Origin of the sequence: Hyunsoonleella flava (genome assembly GCF_004310325.1) — a bacterium.
Lineage (GTDB): Bacteria > Bacteroidota > Bacteroidia > Flavobacteriales > Flavobacteriaceae > Jejuia > Jejuia flava.
In genome coordinates this window covers 15,237-39,464 of the sequence record NZ_SIRT01000003.1, presented here as the reverse complement: position 1 = coordinate 39,464, position 24,228 = coordinate 15,237, and the positions used below count along the sequence as shown (strand labels likewise).

Genomic DNA, 24,228 nt, shown 5'->3' with positions numbered 1-24,228 from the left:
AGCAATTTTTGTTAAACAAAATTACGAATACCTAACGAATAAACATTAAAAAAATAATAAAAGTTTTAAAAAATTAACAAATGATATGTGGTAGAATGCATTATTAAATCTAATTTAAAAGATATTTTCAAAAATTCACTAAATTTCTTTTCCCCCGAAAAACCTTTGCTGCTGTGAGATTATTAATTATTTTTGATTGACAACTTTTATTATCGTCTTATAAACTTCACAGTATCTATTTATGCGTTCAATATTTTTGATTTTAACACTTTTATTGTGTTTTTCCTGTAAAAAAAATAAATCAGAATATGTTGATGCACAGGGTACTAGTAAAGAGAAATTTGCCTCCACTCATTTAATTCCTGATAATCACTTTTTAGGCGATCAGGCTTGCGCTTCATGTCATAATGAGCAATTTAAGGATTGGAAAGAGTCTCATCATGACAAAGCCATGGAGATTGCAGCTGATTCAACTGTCCTAGGAGATTTCAACAATACGTATTTTAAAAGTCAAGGGATAACCTCTCGATTTTTTAAAAAGGATGACTCATTTTATGTCAATACTGAAGGGCGTGATGGTAAATATCACGATTATAAAATTGAGTATACTTTTGGGATAGAGCCGTTACAGCAGTACATCGTTAAGTTTCCTGACGGGCACTATCAATGTTTAAGAACCGCTTGGGATACTAAGGAGAATAAGTGGTTTGATCTGTATCCAGAATTTAAGGTGGTGCATTCCGAATGGCTACACTGGTCCAGAGGTGGGCTAAACTGGAATAATATGTGTGCCGATTGCCATTCTACCAATGTTCGTAAAAATTACGATATCGAAACTCATAGCTATGATACTAAATATGCTTTGATTAACGTAAACTGTGAGGCTTGCCATGGCCCTGGAAAGAACCATGTTGAAAATGCAAAAAAATTAGGAAATGCTTATAAACCTAACGGAGATTTAAAGATGACTTTAAATACGGGGCCAAAAGAATTAGTGGATCAATGCGCACGGTGTCATGCAAGAAGAGAGCAATATTCTGAATTTTACAATTTTGAAGGTACATTTTTAGATCACTACGCCCCCCAATTATTAACGGATAATTTATATCATCCTGACGGTCAAATTTTAGATGAAGTTTATGTTTATGGTTCATTTCTTCAAAGTAAAATGTATCAAAACAATGTAACATGTACCAATTGCCACAATCCGCATTCTTTAAAACTAAGGTTTGAAGGAAATATGTTATGTGCGCAATGCCATGACACTAAAGTGTATGATGTACCTTCACATCATTTTCACGAAACGGCTTCAGAAGGTTCAAAATGTATCAACTGCCATATGGCGGGAAAAATTTACATGGGTAATGATTACCGAAGAGACCACAGTTTTAGAATTCCGCGTCCAGATCTAAGTTTAAAATATGGTACGCCAAATGCATGCACACAATGCCATACTGATAAAGATGATACTTGGGCTTGGGAGAAATACAAAGAAACTCATGGTACACCTAAAAACAAACATTTTTCTGAGCTTTTGGCGCCCGGTTTAAAAGGAGATCCGCATGGTTTTGAAAAGTTGTTGGAACTTTCAAAAGACACAATTTACCCAGAGATTTCCAGAGCGTCAGCTGTCAGAGCAATGGAGGGCTATTTGAATGAAAATGCCATAGATAATATGTTGGCATTTTTAAATGATGAATCGCCTTTGGTTAGAGGGGCAACCATTGATGCCTTAAATGATATTAATTCTGCAGATTATGCTAATTACTTTTTGCCTTTGTTGAAAGATGAAAAACGTACTGTTAGGGTAAAAGCATTTTTGGCCATAGCTGGTTTAAATGAGTTTCAAATACCTGAAGCTTATAAAGATGTTTATAAAAAGGTAGAAAAGGAGTTTAATACCCATTTAGATGTTACTTCTGATTTCACAGGAGGACGAGCAAAAAAAGCTCTATACTTTATAAAAAAAGGGGATTTGGTAAATGCTATAAAATGGTATGAAAAAGCACTTGAGATTGATGATATGAATAATATGATCAGAACCAATTTGGCAAACCTTTATTATAGAAATGACGATATAAAAAATGCAGAAAAAGCATTTAAAACTATAATTAAACAAGAACCAGAGTTTGCTCAAACTTACTATTCTTATGCCTTGTTATTGGCTGAACAAAATAGAGTAGAGGAAGCCATTCAACAGATGGATTTGGCTATAAAACGCATGCCAGAAAACATCAGGTTTTATTATAATTTAAGTCTCCTTCATGATAAGGTAAATAACCTTAAAAAAGCAGAACAGATTGCCTCTAAAGGATTAAAGTTGGATACGAATAATGAAGGATTAATCTACGTTCTGGCTTATATTTATCAAAAACAGGGAAATATAGCCAAAGCTAAAAATATGGCTGAAAGATTGGTACAATTGTATCCAAATAACAAGCAATATCTATCTTTCTATAAGCAATTAAACGTTGCACAATAATTGTTAATGTTTAAATATTAAGTAGATAAATGGGTGCTTATGCTTTATATTTGTTTAAAAGCTAACCCGAAAAAGAAATATCTAATGAAAACATTAGTTCTTCTCTTTTTTACATTTTTTCTATTGCCGATTCATGCTCAAGAGATTGATACTGAAAACTCTAAGGTTTTATTTGCCGTGAGCAACATGAAGGTTAGAACAGTTGAAGGCAAGATAGGAGGCATGAAAGGTGAAATTATTTTAGATGAGGCTAAACCTTCCAAAAGTTACATAGATGTTTGTCTCGATGCAAAAACTATCAATACTGATAACACCAAAAGGGATAACCATTTAAAGGGAGAGGATTTTTTTGATGTTGAACAGTTTCCTGATATTTGTTTTGTGTCAAGTGTTATTGAGAATAAAGCGGATTTACTGTATGTAACGGGTGAATTATCATTGCATGGCATAAGCAAAACAGTAAGCATACCCTTAGAATATCGAAATAAAGAGTTAACAGGGACTTTAAAGATTCTGCGAAAAGATTTTAAACTAGGGCCTAATGGAGGTTTTATGGTTGGAAAAGAAATATTAGTTACTATCAAGTGCAGGTTTAAGTAATAATAATAAGTGCACACGAGAGGATTCGAACCTCCACGTCCATACAGACACTGCCCCCTCAAGGCAGCGCGTCTACCAATTCCGCCACGTGTGCTTTTTCAAAGAAATGCTAAAATAAAAAAAGTTAAGCGATAAAGCTTAACTTTTTTAGTGACCGGGCTGGGGCTCGAACCCAGGACCCTCTCCTTAAAAGGGAGATGCTCTACCAACTGAGCTACCCGGTCAATATATGACTAACCTTCTAGTGTTAGCGGGTGCAAATATATAATGTTTAATTAATAAAACAATACTTTTTTTATATAATTTTTCGTTTTTTTGCAGCACAATTATGTATGTTTTTAATTATCAAATACTAGCGGAAAAATGATTATAGTTTTATTAGGATATATGGGGTCTGGGAAGTCTTCTGTAGGCAGAATTTTGGCGGAAAAACTAAGCTATAATTTAATTGATTTAGATGACTATATCATTGAAAAAGAAAACACTTCTGTATCTGAAATTTTCAAAACCAAGGGAGAAGTTTATTTTAGAAAAAAGGAAACCGAATATTTAAAAGAATTATTACAGCTTGAAGATAATACTGTTTTGGCATTAGGTGGTGGTACACCTTGTTTTGCGGGAAATATGGAGGCCATTTTAGCCTCTGATAAAGCCGTTTCTGTTTACCTTAAGGGATCGTTGCAGTTTTTATCAAAAAAGCTGTTTGTCAAAAAGGCAAAACGACCGTTAATAGCGCATATTGAAACAGAGGCATTAATGACGGAGTTTATCGGTAAGCACTTATTTGAACGCTCACAATTTTATAATCAAGCCGAAATTCATGTAGTAACCGATAACAAGAAAAAAATAGAAATTGTAGAAGATATTATTCTAGAATTATTCTAAAACAACTTGGTGCATTTTCCCTTTTAAATCTACTTGTACATGTTCATGTAATGATGTGGATAAAGAAATACCCTTAAAATCTGCTTTTACTGGATATTTTTTATGGTTTCTATTTACTAAAACGGCCGTTTTAAATTGCTTTAGAGGAACATCCAAAAAATGTTTCACGCTATAGATCAATGTAGTGCCAGAATTAAGCACATCATCTACCAAAACTACTGATTTATTGGCGTAATCTTCAGATTTAAGGGAAGTCGATATTGGCTCTAATGGATTTTTTTTATCAATAGTAACCTTACAAAGTACAGGTTTGATATCGGAAATCTTTTCAAGAATGGTTTTTAGTTTTTTAGCTAAAACATGCCCATTCTCTCCAATTCCAGCTATAATCACCTCTTTTTCATCTACATTAGTTTCATAAACTTGAAATGCAATACGCTTTATTTTATGTTGTATTTCTTTGTGGTTTAAAATAACGTTATCCTTTAATTTCATGAAGCTGCTATAAAAGTTAAAGTTTAAAATTAATCATTTTCAGTATTAAAATCGTCAATATCTCTTCTATCTTTTTTGGTAGGCCTTCCTGTTCCTTTTTTTCTATAATAGTCTTTAGAATATTTTAGTAGTTCTTGGGCTTCAAATTCGGTTTTAGGAGTAGTATCCGTACGATAAATATCAACGAGTTTTGCGGAAATCCTGTTCGGCGGAATATCATTTACAGTCAGTTGATAATTAATTTGATTTTTACGCAATTCAATTTTATCGGTAGGGTAAACTTCACGACTAGGCTTTACGGTATCTCCATTAACCTTGATATGACCTTTTTTGCAAGCTGTAGTTGCTAAAGTTCTTGTTTTGTAGTATCTCACACACCATAAATACTTATCTATTCGCATACAAATTTTGTAAAAACAACGTTAATGTTATTGTACAAGATTGCATTAAAATTGTATCTTGCACGCCAAAAATAAGCAATAATGAGTTTAAGAAAAATAGGTTCAGCGATATTAGTTATTGTACTTGTATTTATGTCATGTAATAATGACGATGGCGGTGTAACTATTCCAGAAATAATCTTAAGAGATAGAGCTGAGCAACAAATTGTAGATAAAGATTCTATTGATGATTATTTAAGTTCACATTATTTTAATAAAAGTATGTTTGAGGGGAATACAAATCCTAAAACAACAGATTTAGTAATAACTAAGATAACAGATGAAACCATTTCTAGCGATGCAGACTCTTTATTAATAAACGCTGTTGGGGATCCAATAAAAGTAACTTTTGTTGACGTAGAATATGAGTATTACGTTTTAAGTCTTAACCAAGGAGGAGGTGATAGCTCACCAAATTTTGCAGATAACATATTGATCACTTATGAAGGATTTACGCTGGACAATGAAGTTTTTGATAGTGCAGTAACTCCACTAACGTTAGATTTAACAACGTTGATTCCAGGTTGGAGAAAAGTTTTCCCTAGATTTAATGTAGCTGAAAGTTTTGTTGAAAACGGTGATGGTACAGTGAGTTATTCAAATCATGGGGCTGGGGTAATGTTTTTACCCTCAGGGTTGGCATACTTTGCAGATGCGAGGACAGGTATTCCAGCGTATTCACCATTAATTTTTAAGTTTGAATTGTTGCAGAGTTTTGTCAACGATCATGATAATGATGGTGTGCCTTCTTGGAAGGAGGATATAGACGGAGATGGCGAGTTTTTTCTTGACCCCGATGACTTAGATAAAGAAGGAGATGATGACACAGATAATGATCGTACTCCAGATTATGTAGATCCCGATGATGACGGTGATGGTGTACCGACTGTTAATGAGGATTGGGATGGTGATGGCGACCCAACAAACGATATGAGTCCTATTAACCCTAGTTTGCCAAGATATTTAGACCCTGAAGCTAACGATTCAAAATAATAAAAAAGCCCACAATTAAGTGGGCTTTTTTATTGTAGATATAACACCTTTTATAAAATAATAGCCAAACTTAAAATTAATTGATCTGGTCGTGTATCTAGTCTACTTTGTGGATTTCCTCCTATATTATTATTAATAAAACTGGCTTCATTATCACTAAAACCTCTTTCGTATCTTAGGTCAATACCTACTTTCTTTAAATTAAATCCTATTCCGAAATTAAGGCCTACCGAGAAATCGTTTTCAATGTTATTTATTGAAATATTATCGAATTCTGAATCAAGTATGTATTGAAACGAAGGGCCACCAAATACGCTTAACGGGCCTAAAACTTTTATACCCACTAATATTGGAGCATCCAATTTGCTCATTTCGAAACTATCATTTCTGTAGTCACTTTTAGTTTTTGTATAAATCAACTCGGGGCGCAAATATACTTTTTGTCCAATTTTACCGAAGATACCCACGTGATAGCCAATGTTTCTATCGGGATTTTCGGCATTATCTCCTATAGATTCGATGTAATCACCATTTCCATTATAGTTTAGTCCGCCTTTTAAGCCAAAACCAGTTTGTGTTTGCGCAAAACTAGAAAGGGATAAAAGCACAACTGCTGCTAGTAACAGAATGAGTTTAACTGTAGAAAATTGGTTTTTTAGTTCTTTGTGTAATTCATTCGATTTTTTCATAATTATTCGTTTTAAGATTTGATGTCAAGTATATTATCAAAAACGTTGCCAAACGTTAAATATTTTAACAAAAACAGAATTATAATAAAAAAAGCTCCTGAGTTTATAAACCTAGGAGCTTTTACATTTTTATATCTTAATAAGCTATTTTCTTTCAATAACCTTTTTAACTTTTTCTACAATAGCAGTACTGCTAAGGCCATATTTATCCATTAGTTGCGCAGGAGTTCCAGATTCCCCAAAGGTATCGTTAGTACCCACAAATTCTTGAGGTGCAGGTGAATTAGTTGCTAATAATCTAGCAACACTTTCTCCTAATCCACCAAGGATATTATGCTCTTCAGCAGAAACTACACATCCAGTTTTTGCAACAGACTCTAAAATGGCTGCATCATCTAAAGGTTTAATAGTGTGAATGTTAATTACCTCAGCCGAAATTCCAGCTTCATGCAACACTTTTGAAGCTTCTAAAGCTTCCCAAACTAAATGGCCAGTAGCAACAATGGTAACATCTGTTCCTTCTGTAAATTTAATGGCTTTACCAATTTCAAATTTCTGGTCTGCAGGTGTGAAAATTGGAACGGATGGACGCCCAAAACGTAAATATACTGGTCCTTCATATTCAGCGATTGCTATGGTAGCAGCCTTTGTTTGATTGAAATCACATGGGTTAATCACTGTCATTCCAGGCAACATCTTCATCATCCCAATATCCTCAAGTATTTGGTGCGTTGCACCATCTTCACCTAAAGTTAAACCGGCATGTGATGCGCATATTTTTACGTTCTTACCAGAATATGCAATAGATTGACGAATTTGATCGTAAACTCGCCCAGTTGAGAAGTTAGCGAAAGTTCCGGTAAAGGGAATTTTTCCTCCTATAGTTAAACCAGCAGCAATACCCATCATATTGGCTTCTGCAATTCCTACTTGGAAAAAGCGTTCTGGATTTTCTTTGATAAACTCGTTCATTTTTAAAGAACCAATTAAATCTGCGCATAAAGCAACCACATTTGGATTGGTTCTACCCAATTCAGCTAAACCAGCTCCAAAACCACTTCTTGTATCCTTTTTTTCTGTGTATGTATATGTTTTCATTATCGTTTAAGTAAGTGGTTAATAATCGCCTAAAGTTTCAGGGTTTTGTGCTAAACCTATTTCTAATTGCTCATCGTTTGGCGCCTTACCATGCCATGCATGTGTATGCATCATGAAATCTACACCATTACCCATAATGGTTTTTAGTAAAACGCATACAGGTTTTCCTTTGCCAGTTTCAGCTTTAGCCTTCGCCATACCTTCTAAAACAGCTTCAAGATTATTGCCTTCTTCTATTTCTAAAACAGTCCATCCAAAGGCTTCAAATTTAGCCTTTATGCTTCCCATGGGCAGTACATCATCTGTGGCGCCATCAATTTGTTGCCCATTTAAATCCACCGTGGAAATTAAGTTGTCTACCTTTTTTGCCGAAGCATACATAATGGCCTCCCAATTTTGCCCTTCCTGTAACTCACCATCGCCATGTAAAGTATAAACAATTTTATCATCATTGTTCAGTTTTTTGGCTTGAGCAGCACCAATAGCAACACTCATACCTTGACCCAAAGATCCTGATGCAATTCTCACTCCTGGTAAACCCTCATGAGTAGTAGGATGCCCTTGCAAACGGGAATCAATCAATCTAAATGTGTTTAGTTCTTCAACTGGAAAGTAACCAGCTCTAGCCAAAACACTATAAAATACTGGCGAGATATGTCCGTTTGATAAAAAGAATAAATCCTCTCCAATTCCGTCCATTTCGAACGCATCCTTTCTATCCATAATTTCGTTGTAAAGTGCAACGAAAAATTCGGTACAACCTAAAGAACCCCCTGGATGTCCAGAATTTACTTTATGCACCTGTCTCAAGATATCTCTGCGCACTTGCGTACAGATGTCTTCTAAGTGTTTAATGTTTGGCATGTGTAGTGATTATTTTTTGCGCCACAAAAATAGCGGATTAGAATAGTTTTACAAAGTATTAACATTCTATTTTTCATAAATCTACTTAAACATTAAGTAGTGTTGAATAGTTTGTTTTTTTTGACATAAAATATGTAGGTTTGCGCACTGGTTTTTATATATGAAATTTGATTTAAAACAAACAGATTCCCAAAGTAAAGCAAGGGCTGGAACTATTACTACCGATCATGGCGTGATTGAAACACCAATTTTTATGCCAGTGGGAACCGTAGCCACAGTAAAAGGTGTACATCAGCGTGAACTTAAAAATGATATTAATCCTGATATTATCCTTGGAAACACATACCATTTATATTTAAGACCTCAGACCGATATTATTGAAAAGGCTGGAGGACTTCATAAATTCATGAATTGGGATAGAAATATTTTAACCGATTCTGGTGGCTACCAAGTCTATTCCCTTTCAGCAAATAGAAAGATTAAAGAAGAAGGGGTAAAGTTTAAATCGCATATTGATGGTAGTCACCATGTGTTTACACCAGAGAATGTGATGGAAATTCAGCGTACCATTGGTGCTGATATCATAATGGCATTTGATGAATGTGCGCCATATCCTTGTGATTACAATTATGCCAAACGCTCCATGCATATGACTCACAGGTGGTTGGATAGATGCATTAATCATTTAGAAAAAACACCTTTAAAATACGATTATAGTCAAGCATTTTTTCCCATAGTTCAAGGAAGTACTTATAAAGATCTGCGAATTCAATCTGCTGAATACATAGCTAATGCGGGCGCATTAGGTAACGCCATTGGAGGATTATCAGTTGGCGAACCTGCAGAGGAAATGTATGCCATGACAGAGGTAGTATGCAATGTTTTACCAGAGGATAAACCAAGATATTTAATGGGCGTGGGTACGCCAATCAATATTTTAGAAAATATTGCGTTAGGTATTGATATGTTTGATTGTGTAATGCCAACACGAAATGCCAGAAACGGGATGTTGTTCACCGCTCATGGCACGATAAACATCAAAAACAAAAAATGGGAAGACGATTTTTCGAATATTGATGACATGGCAATTACATTTGTGGACACTGAATATAGTAAAGCTTATTTGCGTCATTTGTTTACAGTAAATGAATTATTGGGAAAACAAATCGCCACAATTCATAACCTTGGCTTTTACCTGTGGTTGGTTCGCGAAGCAAGAAAACATATATTAGCAGGGGACTTTGGAGAATGGAAAAATAAGATGGTGAAACAAATGGATAAAAGATTGTAATAGGCACGCTTAGGTGAAAATTCTAGACTGGTACATATTAAAACGTTACTTATTTACATTTTTGATGATGTTATTGCTGTTTATTCCTATCGGAATAACAGTGAATTTGGCTGAAAAAATTGGAAAGATATTGGATAACGATGTTCCTTTTAATGAAGTAGCGTTGTTTTATTTAGATTTCACAATCTATTTTGCAAACTTGCTCTTTCCCCTTTTCTTGTTTCTTAGCGTTATATGGTTTACTTCAAAATTGGCAAATAATACCGAGATTATTGCTTTTTTAAGTTCGGGTGTGTCTTTCTCAAGATTCCTTAAACCTTATTTGTACGGTGCGTCAATTACGGCCATATTTGCTCTTTTTTTAGGAATGTTTTTAGCACCTGAAGCTAGTAAAGGGTTTAATGAGTTTGACTATAAATATTTTAAGAAAGGGAAAAGTGCAGTGGACAATAAAAATGTTTACAGGCAAATAAATGACAACGATTTTATATACGTAAGCAGCTACGATTCTAAAAACAAACTAGGGCAGAATTTTACTTTAGAGCATCTTGAAAATAATGAGCTAGTGTATAAAATTAGTGCTAGAAGTATAAGATATATTGACAAAGACACGTCTTACAGATTGATAGATTACGTAAAACGAAAAGTTGGACCATTAGGAGACACTTTAGAGATTGAAAGGAAAAAGGATACATTGTTTTCTTTTGAAGCTGAAGACCTGACACCTGTAATTTATATTGCTGAAACCTTATCATACCCAGAGTTAACTAACTTCATAAAAAAGGAAGAAGCCAGAGGATCTTCAAACATAGGACGCTATAAATTGGTGCTATACAGAAAATGGAGTTTACCAGTTTCAATATTTATTTTAACCATTATCGCGGTTGCGGTGTCGTCCATAAAACGACGTGGTGGTATGGGCGTTAATTTAGCGCTTGGTATTTGTATCGCTATGGTATTTGTGTTTTTCGATAAAATATTTGGTGTTATGGCGCAACAATCTAACTTTCCACCAGTAATAGCAGTATGGTTTCCCAATTTCATTTTTGGTATTTTAGCTATATATCTATTGTATAATGCCAAACGCTAAAGTTAAGAATTACCTTCATTTACATCTTTTAGTATTTATTGCTGGCTTTACAGCCATTTTAGGAAAAGAGATTTCTATCACAGCAATTCCTTTAGTATGGTTTCGTATGGCTATGGCGACCATTTTAATGTTTCTTTTTATAAAGATTAGAAAAGTTAAGTTGAAAATAGATAAGAGGTCTATTGTTAGACTATCATTGGCTGGTATTATCATTGCATTACATTGGATTACCTTTTTTGCTGCCATAGATGCAGCTAATATCTCCATTGCGCTGGCAATGTTTTCAACGGGCGCTTTTTTTGCTTCTTTTATAGAGCCCATATTCTACAAAAGAAAGATTATTGGTTACGAAATAATATTTGGAATATTGGTGATTATAGGTGTATTCATAATCACCCAAGGTGAAATAAAGTACTTAACCGGTATTATACTAGGTATTTCATCTGCATTTTTTTCATCTTTATTTGCAGTTTTAAATGGTGTTTTTCTTAAGCATCATTCAGCAACAGTCATATCATTTTATGAGTTTATTAGTGGTGTACTATTCATTTCAATATTTATTGCATTTTTTAAGGGAGGATTTTCGGTGGACTTTTTTAAACTAAGCACCAAAGATTTCTGGTATTTATTTATACTTGCTTCAGTTTGTACCGCTTATGCCTTTATTGCGGCCGTTTATGTTATGAAACTTATTAGTCCATTCACCGTCGTACTCACCTATAATTTAGAACCTGTTTATGGAATTTTACTTGCAATTATCTTATACCCTGATAGTGAAAAAATGTGTGCAGATTTCTATTATGGTGCGATCATGATAATAGGAACCGTAATATTAAACGGTATATTGAAAAACAAACATGCATTCAAACGAAAACAAATACGTTGATTTCTAAAATTGAAACAAAATAATTTCCTTAGTTTTGTATGCTAACTTAAAACTGAATTAAGTTCTTATGGAATATTTAGAATTTGAATTACCAATAAAAGAGCTCGAAGATCAACTTCAAAAATGTAGAGTCATTGGAGAGGAGAGCGAAGTTGATGTTACTGAAACTTGTGAGCAAATTGAGAAGAAGCTTAAAAAGACAACAACGGATATTTATAAAAACCTAACGCCATGGCAACGTGTGCAGTTATCAAGACATCCTAATAGACCTTATACCTTAGATTATATCAAAGCCATTTGTGGAGATACATTTTTAGAACTACACGGAGACAGAAGTTTTAAAGATGATAAGGCCATGATAGGCGGTTTGGGAAAAATAGGAGACCAAAGTTATATGTTTATAGGTCAGCAAAAAGGCTATAACACTAAAACACGTCAATATAGAAATTTTGGAATGGCGAATCCTGAAGGGTATAGAAAAGCATTGCGTTTAATGAAATCTGCCGAAAAATTTGGAATTCCTGTAGTAACTTTACTTGATACGCCAGGGGCTTATCCAGGATTAGAGGCTGAAGAACGAGGACAAGGTGAAGCTATAGCAAGAAATATTTTAGAGATGACACGTCTTAAAGTGCCAATTATAACCATTATAATTGGTGAAGGTGCTTCTGGTGGAGCATTGGGTATAGGTGTTGGAGACAGAGTGTTAATGTTAGAAAATACCTGGTATTCGGTAATCTCTCCAGAATCCTGTTCATCTATTTTATGGCGTAGCTGGGAGCATAAAGAAACTGCAGCTGAAGCCCTAAAATTAACAGCAACGGATATGAAGAAATTAAAGTTAATAGACGCTATCGTAAAAGAACCCTTGGGTGGTGCGCACAGAGATAGGGCAAAGACATTTAAGACTGTTATAACAGCTATTGAAAAACATTTTGGCGAGTTAAAAAACTTATCACCAACAGATTTGATAAACCAGCGTATGGAAAAATACTCAAATATGGGAGTGTATAAAGGGTAACCCCTTTAAAACCAAAAGATAAAAAATCTGAAGTTTTTGCTTCAGATTTTTTTTATGGTTATTCACAATAGAATTGAGTTATTAACAGTTCTTTTGTTAATGAAGCGTTCACAACGAAGCCCTATTTTTTTAAAATGCCATACTTTATTTGTATATTTTCGTAGCCATGAAACAACCTAACCAAATAACGGGATACAAAGTAGATAAAAGTACTATTATCAATCTTGAGAAGGGTAAAATACCTCCGCAAGCAGTTGATTTAGAAGAAGTTGTGCTTGGGGCGATGATGATTGATAAAAAAGGTGTTGATGAGGTAATTGACATTTTAAGTCCTGATGCATTTTACAAAGAGGCGCATCAACTTATCTTTGAAGCCATTTTTCAGTTATTTGAAGGCAGTGAACCTGTGGACTTATTAACCGTTTCCACCCAATTAAAGAAAAACGGTAAGCTGGAAATGGTAGGCGGCGATTTTTACCTAATTTCCCTTACACAAAAAGTATCATCTTCTGCTCATATTGAGTTTCATGCACGTATCATACTTCAAAAGTTTATTCAGCGAAGCTTGATTAAAATTTCAAACGAAATTATTGAAGATTCGTACGATGAAACCAAGGATGTTTTTGATTTATTGGACAAAGCCGAATCAAAACTCTACGAAGTTACTCAAGGGAATATTAAAAAATCCAGTGAAACTGCTCAAGAATTAGTAATTCAGGCTAAAAAGAAAATTGAGGAAATTTCCAATAAAGAAGGTTTAAGTGGTATTCCAACAGGGTTTCATAAGCTGGATAAATTAACATCAGGTTGGCAGCCCTCCGATTTAGTGATTGTAGCGGCACGTCCTGGTATGGGTAAAACAGCACTTACACTTTCTATGGCCAGAAATATTGCTGTAGACCAAAATATTCCTGTTGCGTTTTTCTCTCTAGAGATGGCATCTGTGCAGCTAATTACGCGTCTTATTTCAAGTGAAACAGGATTATCGTCAGAAAAGCTGAGAACTGGAAAATTGGAAAAACATGAATGGGAGCAACTAAATGTAAAAGTAAAGGATTTAGAAAAAGCACCATTATTTATTGATGATACACCGTCATTATCCATTTTCGATTTACGTGCAAAAGCGCGCCGTTTATCCTCACAGCATGGTATCAAATTGATAATGATTGATTATTTACAGTTAATGACGGGCGGAAGCAGTCACTCAGGAAATCGTGAGCAGGAAATTTCAATGATTTCCAGAAACCTCAAAGCTTTGGCAAAAGAATTAAATGTTCCGGTAATTGCCTTATCTCAGTTATCTAGAGCAGTTGAAACACGGGGTGGCAGTAAAAGGCCTTTATTGTCCGACTTACGTGAATCCGGAGCGATTGAGCAAGATGCTGATATTGTTAGTTTTATTTACAGACCAGAATATTACAAGATTGACGAATGGGACGATGAGGAACGAACACCAACTGAAGGGCAAGCTGAATTTATTATTGCTAAGCACAGAAATGGTGGTTTGGATAACATTCGATTAAAATTCATCGGCCATTTAGGTAAATTTGATAATTTGGACGATTTTGACTCTCCGTTTGAATTCCACAGCAAAATGAATGCTGCAGCCAATGACGATACCTTTAAGGCAGATAACTTTGCAGCAAGTCCGGATGAAGCTTTTGGAAGTTCTTTTAACGACGAGGAAGATGATAACGATGTACCTTTTTAATATGAAAACTATTTTAAGAAATCTATTTTTTTTGGGGATGTTCGTCATTTTGACATCATGTGGAGGTTCAAAATCGTATAGTTCTGTTGAAAACAGGTCGAGTAAATCTAGTTCTTCTAAAGCCTATTATGAAGAAAGTTCTGGGTTGAGTATGGAGGATGCAGTAGTTATTCATGCCAGTGGTAGTATGCAGGGTATTCCTCTCGAATATGAATTTGTTGGAAAAAAAGAAGGGCAAAGAGGGATTGATTGGGGTTTGGTGCAGCAATCTTTGGTTCATGAGGGCAATAAAAGCTATGATGTTTTAGTCATAAAAGTTTTTAAGACCAATGAAGAGAAGACTTATTTTTTTGATATCACCAATTTTTTTGGGAAGCTGTAATTTATAATTTTTTCTTAAACAGTCTCCTTAATTCTCATTTTTAAGTATCTTACTCTAGAATTCTGTAGACAGACTCAACTGTTTATTCAATATCAGCCTCATTTGAAAAAGATAATTTTTATACTGATTTTTTATTGTTTAGCATTTAAATCTTATGCATCCTATATCCTTATTCCAATGGATGCAGAAACTCAAAAAAACCATCTAAAGGCTTACGGGATTACCTATTGGACGCTTGAAAAGCAGCTAAAGGTAAAATGGTTATTGAATTACAGAGGAGGCTCCTTTTTATTGCCCGACACAGAAACAATTCAGCAAGAATGCCAAATTAGAGGCGTCTCTTTTGAAATAATTTCTAATGGTAAAGCCGAAAGTATTCTTGAGGAAATAGCAAGTCCAAGTCAAAATATGGAAGCTATAGTTTTGGAGAAAGCTCCAAAAATAGCAGTTTATACGCCTAAAGGTAAATTGCCATGGGATGATGCGGTTACCATGGTTTTGAAGTATGCTGAGATTCCGTATGAAACCGTTTATGATGAAGAAGTTTTAAATGATGGGCTTTTACTATTTGATTGGTTGCATTTGCACCATGAAGATTTTACAGGGCAATACGGGAAGTTTTACGGTATGTATCGTTCATCATCTTGGTACATACAAGAAAAGAAAGAAGCAGAAGCTTTGGCAACAAAACTTGGGTACGCCAAGGTATCTGACGCAAAACTGGATGTAGCATTAAAAATACGCAACTATGTTTTGGGTGGAGGCTTTATGTTTGCCATGTGCAGCGCCACAGATAGTTTTGATATAGCACTCGCTGCAGAAGGTATTGATATTTGTGAACCTATGTTTGATGGCGATGGTAGTGACCCCGCATATCAGAATAAAATTGATTTCAATAAAACTTTTGCTTTTACCAACTTTCTACTGGAAAGAAACCCCAAGGTTTATGAGTTTTCGTCAATTGATACCACTCGAAAGCGCGCTATTTCCAAAACAACGGATTATTTTTCTCTTATGGAGTTTTCTGCAAAATGGGACCCAATCCCAACCATGCTATGTCAAAATCATACAGCATTAGTTAAGGGGTTTATGGGGCAAACTACTGCTTTTACAAGAGATGAAATAAAATCGAATGTATTGATAATGGGTGAAAACAGAACCAATGGAGAAGCCAAATATATTCATGGTATTAAGGGTAAAGGCTTTTTTACATTTTATGGTGGGCACGACCCAGAAGATTACCAACATAGGGTAGGAGATGCAAAAACAGAGTTGGATTTACATCCTACTTCACCAGGCTATCGCTTAATTCTTAATAATGTATTGTTTCCTGCAGCAAAAAAGAAAAAACAAAAAACTTAATCAGTTGTTTCAGTTACAACCTTTCGTTTAAATGTGTAAATAAATCCATCAGAACCAGTTGCTCCAGATGATGTGATGTTCTGGTTTATAATCAAATCTTCTTCAGTAGGGGTAAGTAACCCTGCATATTCATCGCCATTAATAAAAAGAATAGATTGTGAATCGTAAACAGGTATTGAGATAGAATAAACACCAGTATCCAAACCATCTTCTTTAGAACTATCTGAATTTTGGTTTTGCACATTTAGCACACCATTACCCACAAAATCAACACTAAAAACCCAGATAATAGTATCAGTTTCAAAATCAATATCAACACCAGCAATACCGCCAGAGACATTTGTTAAATGCCACTGAAAAACCTGTGCTTCTTGTTGATCTTGTATTTCTGGGGTGTCATCATTAACACTACAACCAAGTATAAAGAATAGTGATATTATTGGGGCTATAAACTTAAATTTCATGATAAATAGATGTGTTCTTTCTTTATATTGATGTAAAAAATAAGTAAAGGTTGCGTAATAAAGATAAAAACTTATGGTTTAGCTACCAATTTTTCTTTTTCTTCCAATAGCTTTTGCAGTATAATTTCAACTCCCAGGTCGTTATTGCTTTTGGTTTCAAATCGTGCTGCAGATTTTATTGAAGGATGTGCATTTTCCATGGCAAAACTAAAATAAGCATTTTCTAGCATTTCCAAGTCGTTATTGTAATCTCCAAAAGCCAAAGTCTCCTCTGGGCTTATGCTATATTTCTGTTGTATTTGTTTAATGGCAGTACCTTTATTAGCGATGTTTTCAGAAATATCAACCCAATGTGTTGCAGATAGTTTTACCTTAAATTCTGATTCTAGTTGCTTCACATATGGATATACAAATTTTTCTGAACTTTCTTCGTGAAATAAAGCGATTTTGTATACTTCCTCCTTAATATTATGTGGATCGCTAATTACCTTATAATTATGGTAGTATTCTGATAATAGCCCTAACAACTTTTCAGATTTGTTCATTACATATGCTCTATGGCGCGTGCAAAACACAGGATGCGTATTTTTAATATCGCTAATTATTGTTATAAATCTGTTTAGATTTTTTTCTTTGATAGGGTTGGATAGCAGTACATTATCATTCTGAATAGCCAAACCACCATTTTCCGCTACAATTAGCACATTGTCTTTTATGGCACCTAGTTTGTCTACCATCCCATAATAAGGCCTGCCACTGGCAGCAACAAAAATAATATTGTGTTTTTTTAGTTTTTTGAAAAGTTTAAAAAATAAGGGACTTACTTCATGCTGAGCATTTAACAAAGTGCCATCCATATCGGTAACTACAAGTTTAACCTGTGATAATTTCATGTATTTAATTTAAGTGGTAAAAGTACTTTATTGTTTAAGCTGAAAAAATGAATAACGTATTAATTAATACTCAAATATGTATTTTTAATCTAATTAGATTGAAATTGAGTTGCAATTTAAGTCAAATTTCTTTAAAAAAATCGATAAAACGCTTGTTTTTTACGATAAATTACATAAATTAGCGACCTAAACCCAAATCATGATCCATGAAAACGAAATTATTTTTTCTTATTTTTTGCTTTATATTAATTTCTGGTGTAGGTTTCGCACAAAAAAAGAAACAGCCAAAAAGTATTATTAGTGATGGCGTAGCTATAAAAAAATATCATAGTAAAGATGAGCTTGATAGAATGGCAAAAGGCGAGTTATTAGTACTTTATGTTGAAAGAATTGAAAGCTTGGTAAAACTGATGCCATATATTGCATTTGCTACAAAACCTGGAGTTACCATGTCTACATTAGGAATTCCAAATGATAGCGATAATAGAAAAGCTCTTGATGATCAATTTGATGCTACGGATGAATTTTTAGATAAAAATTCAGAATTTCAAAAACGGATATTGCCATATTCTGATACCAATGATTTAGTTTCTGCTATAATATTTTACGAAGAGACTCTAAAATCGCTGCATGAGTATAGCGAATTTCATTAACAAATGGTCGATAGTATTAGAATATATGCAAACCCAATGTTATTGGGTTTTTTTGTTTTTTCTTTTCAATTTTCATAGGGATATTTCTAAATAAATATCTTTAAAAATAATTGTAATCTAATTCTTTCTTATTTTCACAATAACAATTATAAGTGTATTTCATCGATTTTTTATGTTTAATTTGATGAATAAAAGTGTATTTCATCGAAATATTTGGTATTTCATAGATAATTCTATTATTTTTGATTATGTTGAATTCTAGACATTTAACCATATTGGAAAATAATAAGTATGATGAAAAACATTACTCAAATCATTTTAGCAATCTCACTCACTTTTAGTTGTTTTGCACAGCAGGAAAAAGGTATAGTTGGGGAAGTAAATTGGCTAAATAATTGGACACAGTTTAAATCAAATAAGATTGATTACGGTGAGCCAACACAAATTTTAGCAGGAACCATATCTGAAGATGCACTATTGAAGAAAAGTGAAGTCTATTTACTTTTAGGAAGTGTTTTTGTTGCTCCTGGTGTAACCCTAACTATTGAACCTGGCTCAGTAATTTTAGGTGATTACAAGACTAATGGCTCATTAACCATAGCAAGAGGTGCTCAAATTCTAGCAGAGGGAAAATCAACAGATCCCATTATTTTTACTTCCAATCGAAGTATTAGAAAAACTGGAGATTGGGGTGGTTTGATTATTCTTGGAGATGCTCCAATAAATAGATACGGATCAGGTTCTGTAGCAAATTTTTATCCAAATATTAGTCCATCTGATTACGGTAATACTAATTATGGCGGAGATGAAATATTGGGTTCTTCTGGTGTTTTAAGGTATGTTCGTATTGAATGTGCGGGTAAGCGTGTGTCTCAGGACACATACTTTAATGGGTTATTGCTGGCCAGCGTTGGAGCAGGTACCGAAATAGATCATATCATGGTAAGTAATGCTGGTGAAGATGGAATTGAAATATGGGGAGGAAATATTTCCATGTCGAATATGGTGTCTTATAGATCCAAAGGGACAGATTTCAAATTTAATTACGGAACTACGTCAATAATTTCTAACTCACTAGCCGTTAGGTCACCATATGCTTCAAACGGAAGTGGTGATAGATGTTTGGAGGTACTGTCATACCATAAGAAAGAAGAAGTGGATTTTGAGAAGAGTAAAACATCATTAGATGCTAACAATCTCACGTTTTTAAACTCAAGTAAAGATTTGGAAGCAGCAATTAAAATGAATTTGGTGCATGAGGCGATTTATGTTGGAGCTGATGCAGAATTAAATATGTCAAAAAGTGTTATTTCCGGCTTTAATCCTGCTGTGATTTTAGATGAAAATATCCGCGTTAACCAAGGTAATTTAGAAAAAATAAGATTTGAAGAGATGTACTTCAATAACTGTAACGGCAACATTTTTGTTGAAAATAATTCCAACAACGACGATTTAGAAAATTGGTATGGCAACAGAGTGTTTTTTAATGTATACTCAAAGAGTAATAACACTGAAACCTTTATTGCTGCTGATAATTATAAACGACCAGATTATAGACTTAGAATAAACAAAATCATAGCATCTAATATTGATAGAGATGCAATAGATGACTAAAGCATATTATTAATCAATAATTATGAAATAACTCTAGGTATTTAATCTCATTTACAGCCCAACATAATTGGCAAAGTCTGATGGCAACATTAGAAATCTAATTCCTAGAGGTTTTATTAAATAATAGAACTACATGCGGAATTTTACTATTTTTAATTTTCTTGTTTTCCTTATCGGGTTTAGCTCAACCCTTAAGGCACAAGTGGTTATAAGTAAGCCTAATTTAGGCTTTACTCAAGCATGTGCTAGTTCTACTTTTAATTCCTACGATGTTACGTTTTCATTTTCACCTGAGGGAAATTTAGGGGCATCCAATGCATTTATTATAGAATTTTCCGATGAAAGCGGCAGTTTTTCCAATGCCACAACTGTATATACTTCTGCCGCGGGAAGTGTAACTACTTCTCCTGCTACATTAAGTTTTTCAATACCTACAGAAACTGCTGGAGAAGGTTACAAGTTAAGAGTAAAAAGTACTGCTCCTGAGGCCACAAGTAGTGCTTCAAATGTGTTTGCTGCTTATTACAAGATACAAGACAGTCCATTTACCATCAACAATTTGATTGATACAGGTGTGTTCTGCGCTGGAGGAAGTTATCTGCTTACTATTGATAATCCAGGTGATGCGATGAATGATTCGCCTTTGCAATACCCTAGCCTAACTTTTAACTGGTACAAAGAAACAAGTCCTACCACATCAGTTTTTGTAGCATCTGGTGAAAGTCTAGAGGTGAATACGGAAGGCACATATTTTGTTGAAACCAATTACGGCACCTGTACGTCAGATTCATTTTCTAATAGAGTTACGGTAAGTGAAGTGACATCTGGTTCAACATCATCTTCAATTAGTTCTAGTTTGGGTAATCCCTATTGTGTTACAAATGGTCCAACTACCCTAAGTGCTATTAAAGGTACATCCTATCAATGGTTTAAAGATGGCGAAGCAATTGCAGGTGCTACTAACCAAATGTATGAAACCAACGAAGCAGGTAAATATGATGTAAGGATAGATTTAGATGACTGTACCGCTTCAGCGTCAATAAATTTGATAAATACAGATTTTACAAGTGAAATTGATGTAGATGAAAATAATAGACTGGAATCTGGTGAAAGATTGATGGTAAATGTAACCACATCAGCAACCAATCCCATATTTGAATGGTATTTGAATGATGCACGAATTAGTGGTGCTGATGAAAATAGCTATGAAGTAACAGAGCAAGGTAACTACAAAGTAAAGATTACACAAACCGAGGGCTGTAATGCTACACAAGAAATAAACTTTAGAGTTACTGAGCCGTTTCCTGATGTGGCAAATATTCCTAATGTGATTACGCCCAATGGCGATGGCATTAATGACACATGGGTAATACCGCAAGAATTTGTCAGTGGAACTAATACGGAAGTTACATTAATAAGTGCACAGGGAAAAGTGGTGTTACGCACAAATGACTATCAAAATAATTGGCCTGAAAGTGGCTTAAATTTCAAGGATGTAAATCCGGTTTACTATTATATTATCAAAACCTCAAATCAAAATATAAAGAAGGGATCTATTACGGTTCTAAAATAAAATGAATAAATATCTATTATATATGTTTCTAGTGTTATGTACCATTCAGCAATTTCATTCTCAAGAGAGCAATGGTATTGTTGCTTTGGCATTACCTGTTAGAAACTCTTTAAAGTTTAATAGATATGCTATTAACCCAACGTTTAGTTTTGTAAGAGAGCAAAACAAGTACATCAGTTTTACTAATAAGAAACAATGGGCTCAATTTAACGATGCACCACATTCTTATTTATTTAGTTATTCAGGTCGTTTTTCTGAGAACATAGGTGCCGGTATTGGTTTGTTTCAACAAGATTTTGGTGTTTTAACCACATTTGGTGGGATTTTAAATTTCGCATATAACACCAATATAAGTAGAGAAAGTAACCTGACTTTTGGGTTAAATATTGGAGCTTACCAAAGCAGATTAAATGAAGGGAAAGTAGTAGTGAATACGCCTGATCCATCTCTTCAAAATATACCATCTAACTTTTTAATCACCGTAAATCCTGGGATAAACTATGGTACAGATTTCTTTGATTTTGGTGTAGCCATAAATAATTTGGTTTCCTATAATTTAAACGAATCCCAGATTATTGAGGATAATCCAGAACAGGCACTTCAAGCACATATAATGTACACAGGGTACATGAATTCAAGAGGATTTTTTGATGAAAGTAGATTTTCTACATTGATAAGAAGTGAATTTAAAAAGGACCAAACCGTTATTTCGGGACTTGCCATGTTAAACGTACCCAAAGGAATATGGGCACAGGCGGGTTATAATACGTTATATGGTGCTTCTGCAGGCTTGGGAATTAACATAACTAACAATATTGCTATTGAGTACAACTACGAACAATCCATGGGTGATTTCTCTGGATTTGGAAGTTCACACGAAATCACACTTGCTTATCGATTCAAGAAAAATTACAGATACAATTATGGAGATGATGAAGAAGAGCAATCAGTATTTAATTCCAATAAAAAGAGAAAGTCTAGGCCTAATAATTTAACAGAAGAGGATCGTACTAGAATCGCAGAAAGAAGAGCAGAAATTGCTGCACAACGAAAAGCTGCAGCAGAAGCTAAAGCTAAACAAGTAACAGCCGATACAAAAGTTGATCAGCCTGAGGTTACTGAGGATAAAACTGTTGAAATAGATAGTAATGAGACTGAGGTTAAAGCAGTAGTCAAAGAGAAACCTGTTGTTGATGAACAAGAAAAGCAGCAGCAAGAAGCTGAAAAAAGACAGGTAGAAGAGCAAGCCAGATTAAGGGCTGAAAATGAGGCACGTAAAAAGCTAGAATTAGAAAAACAAACAAAAGCGGAAGAAGAGGCTCGCCAAAAAATAGAAGCAGAAAAAGCAGCAAGATTAAAACTGCAAGCAGAACAAAAGGCTAAAGAAGCACTTGAAAAAGCGAAAGCAGAAGAAGCAGAACGATTACTACAAGAAGCTGAAAAACAAAGAATTGAGGAGCTTGAAAGGGTTAAAGCAGAGGAAGAAGCACGCAAGAAACAGGAAACCGAAAGATTAGAGGCAGAGGCCATAGCTAGGGCTAAAGCGGAAGCAGAAGAACAAGCAAGATTAAAGTTTGAAGCTGAGCAAAAAGCTAAAGAAGCCCTTGAAAATGAAAAAGCCGAAGAAGCAAAACGATTACAGGAAGAGGCTGAAAGAAAAAGAATAGAAGAGGAGGCAAGGATAAAAGCAGAGCAAGAGGAGCGTCAAAAAATAGAAGCTGAAAAGGAGCGAGAAAGAGCTGAAACTGAAGAAAAAGCTAGATTAGAACAAGAACGGTTGAATACTGAAAAAGAAGAAGCCACTCCTGCTGCTGATGACGAAGTTTCCAAAGCTATGAGTGCTTTAGTTAATGAAACAGCTGCCGCCAAAAAAGCACAGAACGAGCTAATGAAAAAATTAGCCGAAAAGATTGCTGTGAAGCAAAAAGATTTAGATGATTTAAAAGAAGAAAACGATCTGAGCGAAAAGGGAATTTATTTGGCTCCAAAACCATTTAAGAGTTTGTCAGCGGAAAATGCTGAAATAGAAACATTAAAAGATGAAATTGAAAAAGTTGAGAAAGATCAAGAAATTAAAATGATCGAGCTTGAAGCACTTCTCATTAAACGAAAAAGAAAATTCAGAAAAGATGCAGAAGGAATTAATGAATTCTATATAAATGCCTTAGATCAAATAAAGGCAGATCAACTTAGAATTAAAAGCTCTAAAGAAAGGTTAATTTCAAACTTAGAAAAGATAAACGAAGACACTGATTTTGAGAGAAAAAGAAGAATACGTCGTGCGGCATATGATAACCAGCAAGATAGATATAATAAGGATAAAGCAGCATTAGCAAGAATAAAGAAGTTTACAGATGAAAGTGCAGTTCCTTTGCAAGAAGAAGATTTTGATTTTGGAGAAGAGCAAACAAAAAACATCCAGATCATCAAGAATGTATTAAATGAAGAATCAGGGTACTATATGGTAATCGCGGTTCATAATAGTGTGGAAAAACGTGATGAATTTTTAGAAAAAGTTGTTGCCTCTGGAGAGAAAAACGTAAACTTTTTCTTTGATGTAAAAACTAACAAATATTTTATATACTATGAAAAGTTTGACTCCATTAGTCAAGCAAAAAATGCTTTAGACCAAAAAGGAAGCAAACCTTACAATGGTAAGATGTCCCTCGTAAAAATTGATAACTAGAAGAATTAAATAAAAACAGATTGCTATTTCTCTCAACCCCAAATGAATTGAAATAG

22 protein-coding genes and 2 tRNA genes are annotated in these 24,228 nt (G+C 34.3%); 15 read left to right on the top strand and 9 right to left on the bottom strand.

The genetic code is table 11. The features are described 5' to 3' along the window. Nucleotides 1–241 precede the first annotated feature (241 nt). Together EYD45_RS05335 and EYD45_RS05330 are read left to right on the top strand one after the other, a co-directional pair. Complete coding sequence (locus EYD45_RS05335) at nt 242–2,482, top strand: tetratricopeptide repeat protein (RefSeq protein WP_130963334.1); 2,241 nt, start codon at nt 242–244, stop codon at nt 2,480–2,482. An 84-nt stretch (nt 2,483–2,566) separates the two neighbouring features. Beyond that, nucleotides 2,567–3,082, top strand: a complete 516-nt coding sequence (locus tag EYD45_RS05330; RefSeq protein WP_165453890.1) for a YceI family protein — start codon at nt 2,567–2,569, stop codon at nt 3,080–3,082. Nucleotides 3,083–3,092: 10 nt separating this feature from the next. Here the strand turns inward: EYD45_RS05330 and EYD45_RS05325 are convergent. Further along, nucleotides 3,093–3,176: transfer RNA gene (locus tag EYD45_RS05325), tRNA-Leu, on the bottom strand. Between the two features lie 57 nt (nt 3,177–3,233). Beyond that, nucleotides 3,234–3,306 (bottom strand) — tRNA-Lys (locus tag EYD45_RS05320). A 139-nt stretch (nt 3,307–3,445) separates the two neighbouring features. Between EYD45_RS05320 and EYD45_RS05315 the strand changes: the two genes are divergently transcribed. Continuing rightward, nucleotides 3,446–3,967, top strand: coding sequence for a shikimate kinase (locus tag EYD45_RS05315; protein WP_130963330.1), 522 nt, complete (start codon nt 3,446–3,448; stop codon nt 3,965–3,967). Here EYD45_RS05315 and EYD45_RS05310 read toward each other — a convergent pair. Beyond that, the gene (locus tag EYD45_RS05310; protein ID WP_130963328.1) at nt 3,959–4,462 is read right to left on the bottom strand and encodes a phosphoribosyltransferase family protein; all 504 of its coding nucleotides are present in this window, start codon (nt 4,460–4,462) and stop codon (nt 3,959–3,961) included. The two genes, EYD45_RS05315 and EYD45_RS05310, sit on opposite strands and share 9 nt — an antisense overlap. A gap of 29 nt (nt 4,463–4,491) precedes the next feature. Continuing rightward, nucleotides 4,492–4,863, bottom strand: coding sequence for an RNA-binding S4 domain-containing protein (locus EYD45_RS05305; protein WP_130963326.1), 372 nt, complete (start codon nt 4,861–4,863; stop codon nt 4,492–4,494). A gap of 81 nt (nt 4,864–4,944) precedes the next feature. Between EYD45_RS05305 and EYD45_RS05300 the strand changes: the two genes are divergently transcribed. Beyond that, nucleotides 4,945–5,895, top strand: coding sequence for an FKBP-type peptidyl-prolyl cis-trans isomerase (locus tag EYD45_RS05300; protein WP_130963325.1), 951 nt, complete (start codon nt 4,945–4,947; stop codon nt 5,893–5,895). Nucleotides 5,896–5,945: 50 nt separating this feature from the next. On the opposite strand, the gene EYD45_RS05295 is transcribed toward EYD45_RS05300, so the two are convergent. The 3 genes from EYD45_RS05295 to EYD45_RS05285 all read right to left on the bottom strand — a co-directional run bounded on the left by EYD45_RS05295 (nt 5,946) and on the right by EYD45_RS05285 (nt 8,546). Further along, nucleotides 5,946–6,584, bottom strand: a complete 639-nt coding sequence (locus tag EYD45_RS05295) for an outer membrane beta-barrel protein (protein ID WP_130963323.1) — start codon at nt 6,582–6,584, stop codon at nt 5,946–5,948. A gap of 144 nt (nt 6,585–6,728) precedes the next feature. After that, complete coding sequence (locus tag EYD45_RS05290) at nt 6,729–7,682, bottom strand: transketolase family protein (protein WP_130963321.1); 954 nt, start codon at nt 7,680–7,682, stop codon at nt 6,729–6,731. An 18-nt stretch (nt 7,683–7,700) separates the two neighbouring features. Continuing rightward, the gene (locus EYD45_RS05285; RefSeq protein WP_130963319.1) at nt 7,701–8,546 is read right to left on the bottom strand and encodes a transketolase; all 846 of its coding nucleotides are present in this window, start codon (nt 8,544–8,546) and stop codon (nt 7,701–7,703) included. A gap of 160 nt (nt 8,547–8,706) precedes the next feature. Between EYD45_RS05285 and tgt the strand changes: the two genes are divergently transcribed. From tgt to EYD45_RS05250, 7 genes are all read left to right on the top strand, one after another. After that, nucleotides 8,707–9,837 (top strand): tRNA guanosine(34) transglycosylase Tgt, encoded by a 1,131-nt coding sequence (tgt, locus tag EYD45_RS05280; RefSeq protein WP_130963318.1) that lies wholly within the window; start codon nt 8,707–8,709, stop codon nt 9,835–9,837. Between the two features lie 13 nt (nt 9,838–9,850). Further along, complete coding sequence (locus EYD45_RS05275; protein ID WP_130963317.1) at nt 9,851–10,927, top strand: LptF/LptG family permease; 1,077 nt, start codon at nt 9,851–9,853, stop codon at nt 10,925–10,927. Continuing rightward, nucleotides 10,914–11,813, top strand: coding sequence for a DMT family transporter (locus EYD45_RS05270; RefSeq protein ID WP_130963316.1), 900 nt, complete (start codon nt 10,914–10,916; stop codon nt 11,811–11,813). The genes EYD45_RS05275 and EYD45_RS05270 overlap by 14 nt, the downstream gene beginning before the upstream one ends. Before the next feature lie 67 nt (nt 11,814–11,880). Further along, nucleotides 11,881–12,834 carry an acetyl-CoA carboxylase carboxyltransferase subunit alpha gene (locus EYD45_RS05265; RefSeq protein ID WP_130963315.1) on the top strand — a complete coding sequence of 318 codons (954 nt, stop codon included), beginning with the start codon at nt 11,881–11,883 and terminating at the stop codon, nt 12,832–12,834. 166 nt (nt 12,835–13,000) lie between these two features. Then, complete coding sequence (gene dnaB / locus EYD45_RS05260; protein ID WP_130963314.1) at nt 13,001–14,545, top strand: replicative DNA helicase; 1,545 nt, start codon at nt 13,001–13,003, stop codon at nt 14,543–14,545. Between the two features lies 1 nt (nt 14,546). Continuing rightward, nucleotides 14,547–14,927, top strand: coding sequence for a hypothetical protein (locus EYD45_RS05255; protein WP_130963313.1), 381 nt, complete (start codon nt 14,547–14,549; stop codon nt 14,925–14,927). A 177-nt stretch (nt 14,928–15,104) separates the two neighbouring features. Then, nucleotides 15,105–16,289 (top strand): asparagine synthetase B, encoded by a 1,185-nt coding sequence (locus EYD45_RS05250; RefSeq protein WP_130963312.1) that lies wholly within the window; start codon nt 15,105–15,107, stop codon nt 16,287–16,289. Here the strand turns inward: EYD45_RS05250 and EYD45_RS05245 are convergent. Both EYD45_RS05245 and EYD45_RS05240 read right to left on the bottom strand, forming a co-directional pair. Next, on the bottom strand, nt 16,286–16,753 hold the full coding sequence (locus tag EYD45_RS05245) for a hypothetical protein (protein ID WP_130963311.1): 468 nt from the start codon (nt 16,751–16,753) through the stop codon (nt 16,286–16,288). The two genes, EYD45_RS05250 and EYD45_RS05245, sit on opposite strands and share 4 nt — an antisense overlap. 71 nt (nt 16,754–16,824) lie before the next feature. Next, entirely contained in the window at nt 16,825–17,646 is an 822-nt protein-coding gene (locus EYD45_RS05240; protein WP_130963310.1) for an HAD family hydrolase, read from the bottom strand. A gap of 206 nt (nt 17,647–17,852) precedes the next feature. On the opposite strand from EYD45_RS05240, the gene EYD45_RS05235 reads away from it, so the two are divergent. The 4 genes from EYD45_RS05235 (at nt 17,853) to EYD45_RS05220 (ending at nt 24,172) form a co-directional block, all read left to right on the top strand. After that, nucleotides 17,853–18,299: a hypothetical protein gene (locus EYD45_RS05235; RefSeq protein WP_130963309.1), complete on the top strand. Its 447-nt coding sequence runs from the start codon at nt 17,853–17,855 to the stop codon at nt 18,297–18,299. 291 nt (nt 18,300–18,590) lie between these two features. After that, nucleotides 18,591–19,913 carry a hypothetical protein gene (locus EYD45_RS05230; protein WP_317127928.1) on the top strand — a complete coding sequence of 441 codons (1,323 nt, stop codon included), beginning with the start codon at nt 18,591–18,593 and terminating at the stop codon, nt 19,911–19,913. Nucleotides 19,914–20,046: 133 nt separating this feature from the next. Then, nucleotides 20,047–21,486: a T9SS type B sorting domain-containing protein gene (locus tag EYD45_RS05225; RefSeq protein WP_130963308.1), complete on the top strand. Its 1,440-nt coding sequence runs from the start codon at nt 20,047–20,049 to the stop codon at nt 21,484–21,486. A 1-nt stretch (nt 21,487) separates the two neighbouring features. After that, complete coding sequence (locus EYD45_RS05220; protein ID WP_130963307.1) at nt 21,488–24,172, top strand: PorP/SprF family type IX secretion system membrane protein; 2,685 nt, start codon at nt 21,488–21,490, stop codon at nt 24,170–24,172. Nucleotides 24,173–24,228: the final 56 nt, after the last annotated feature.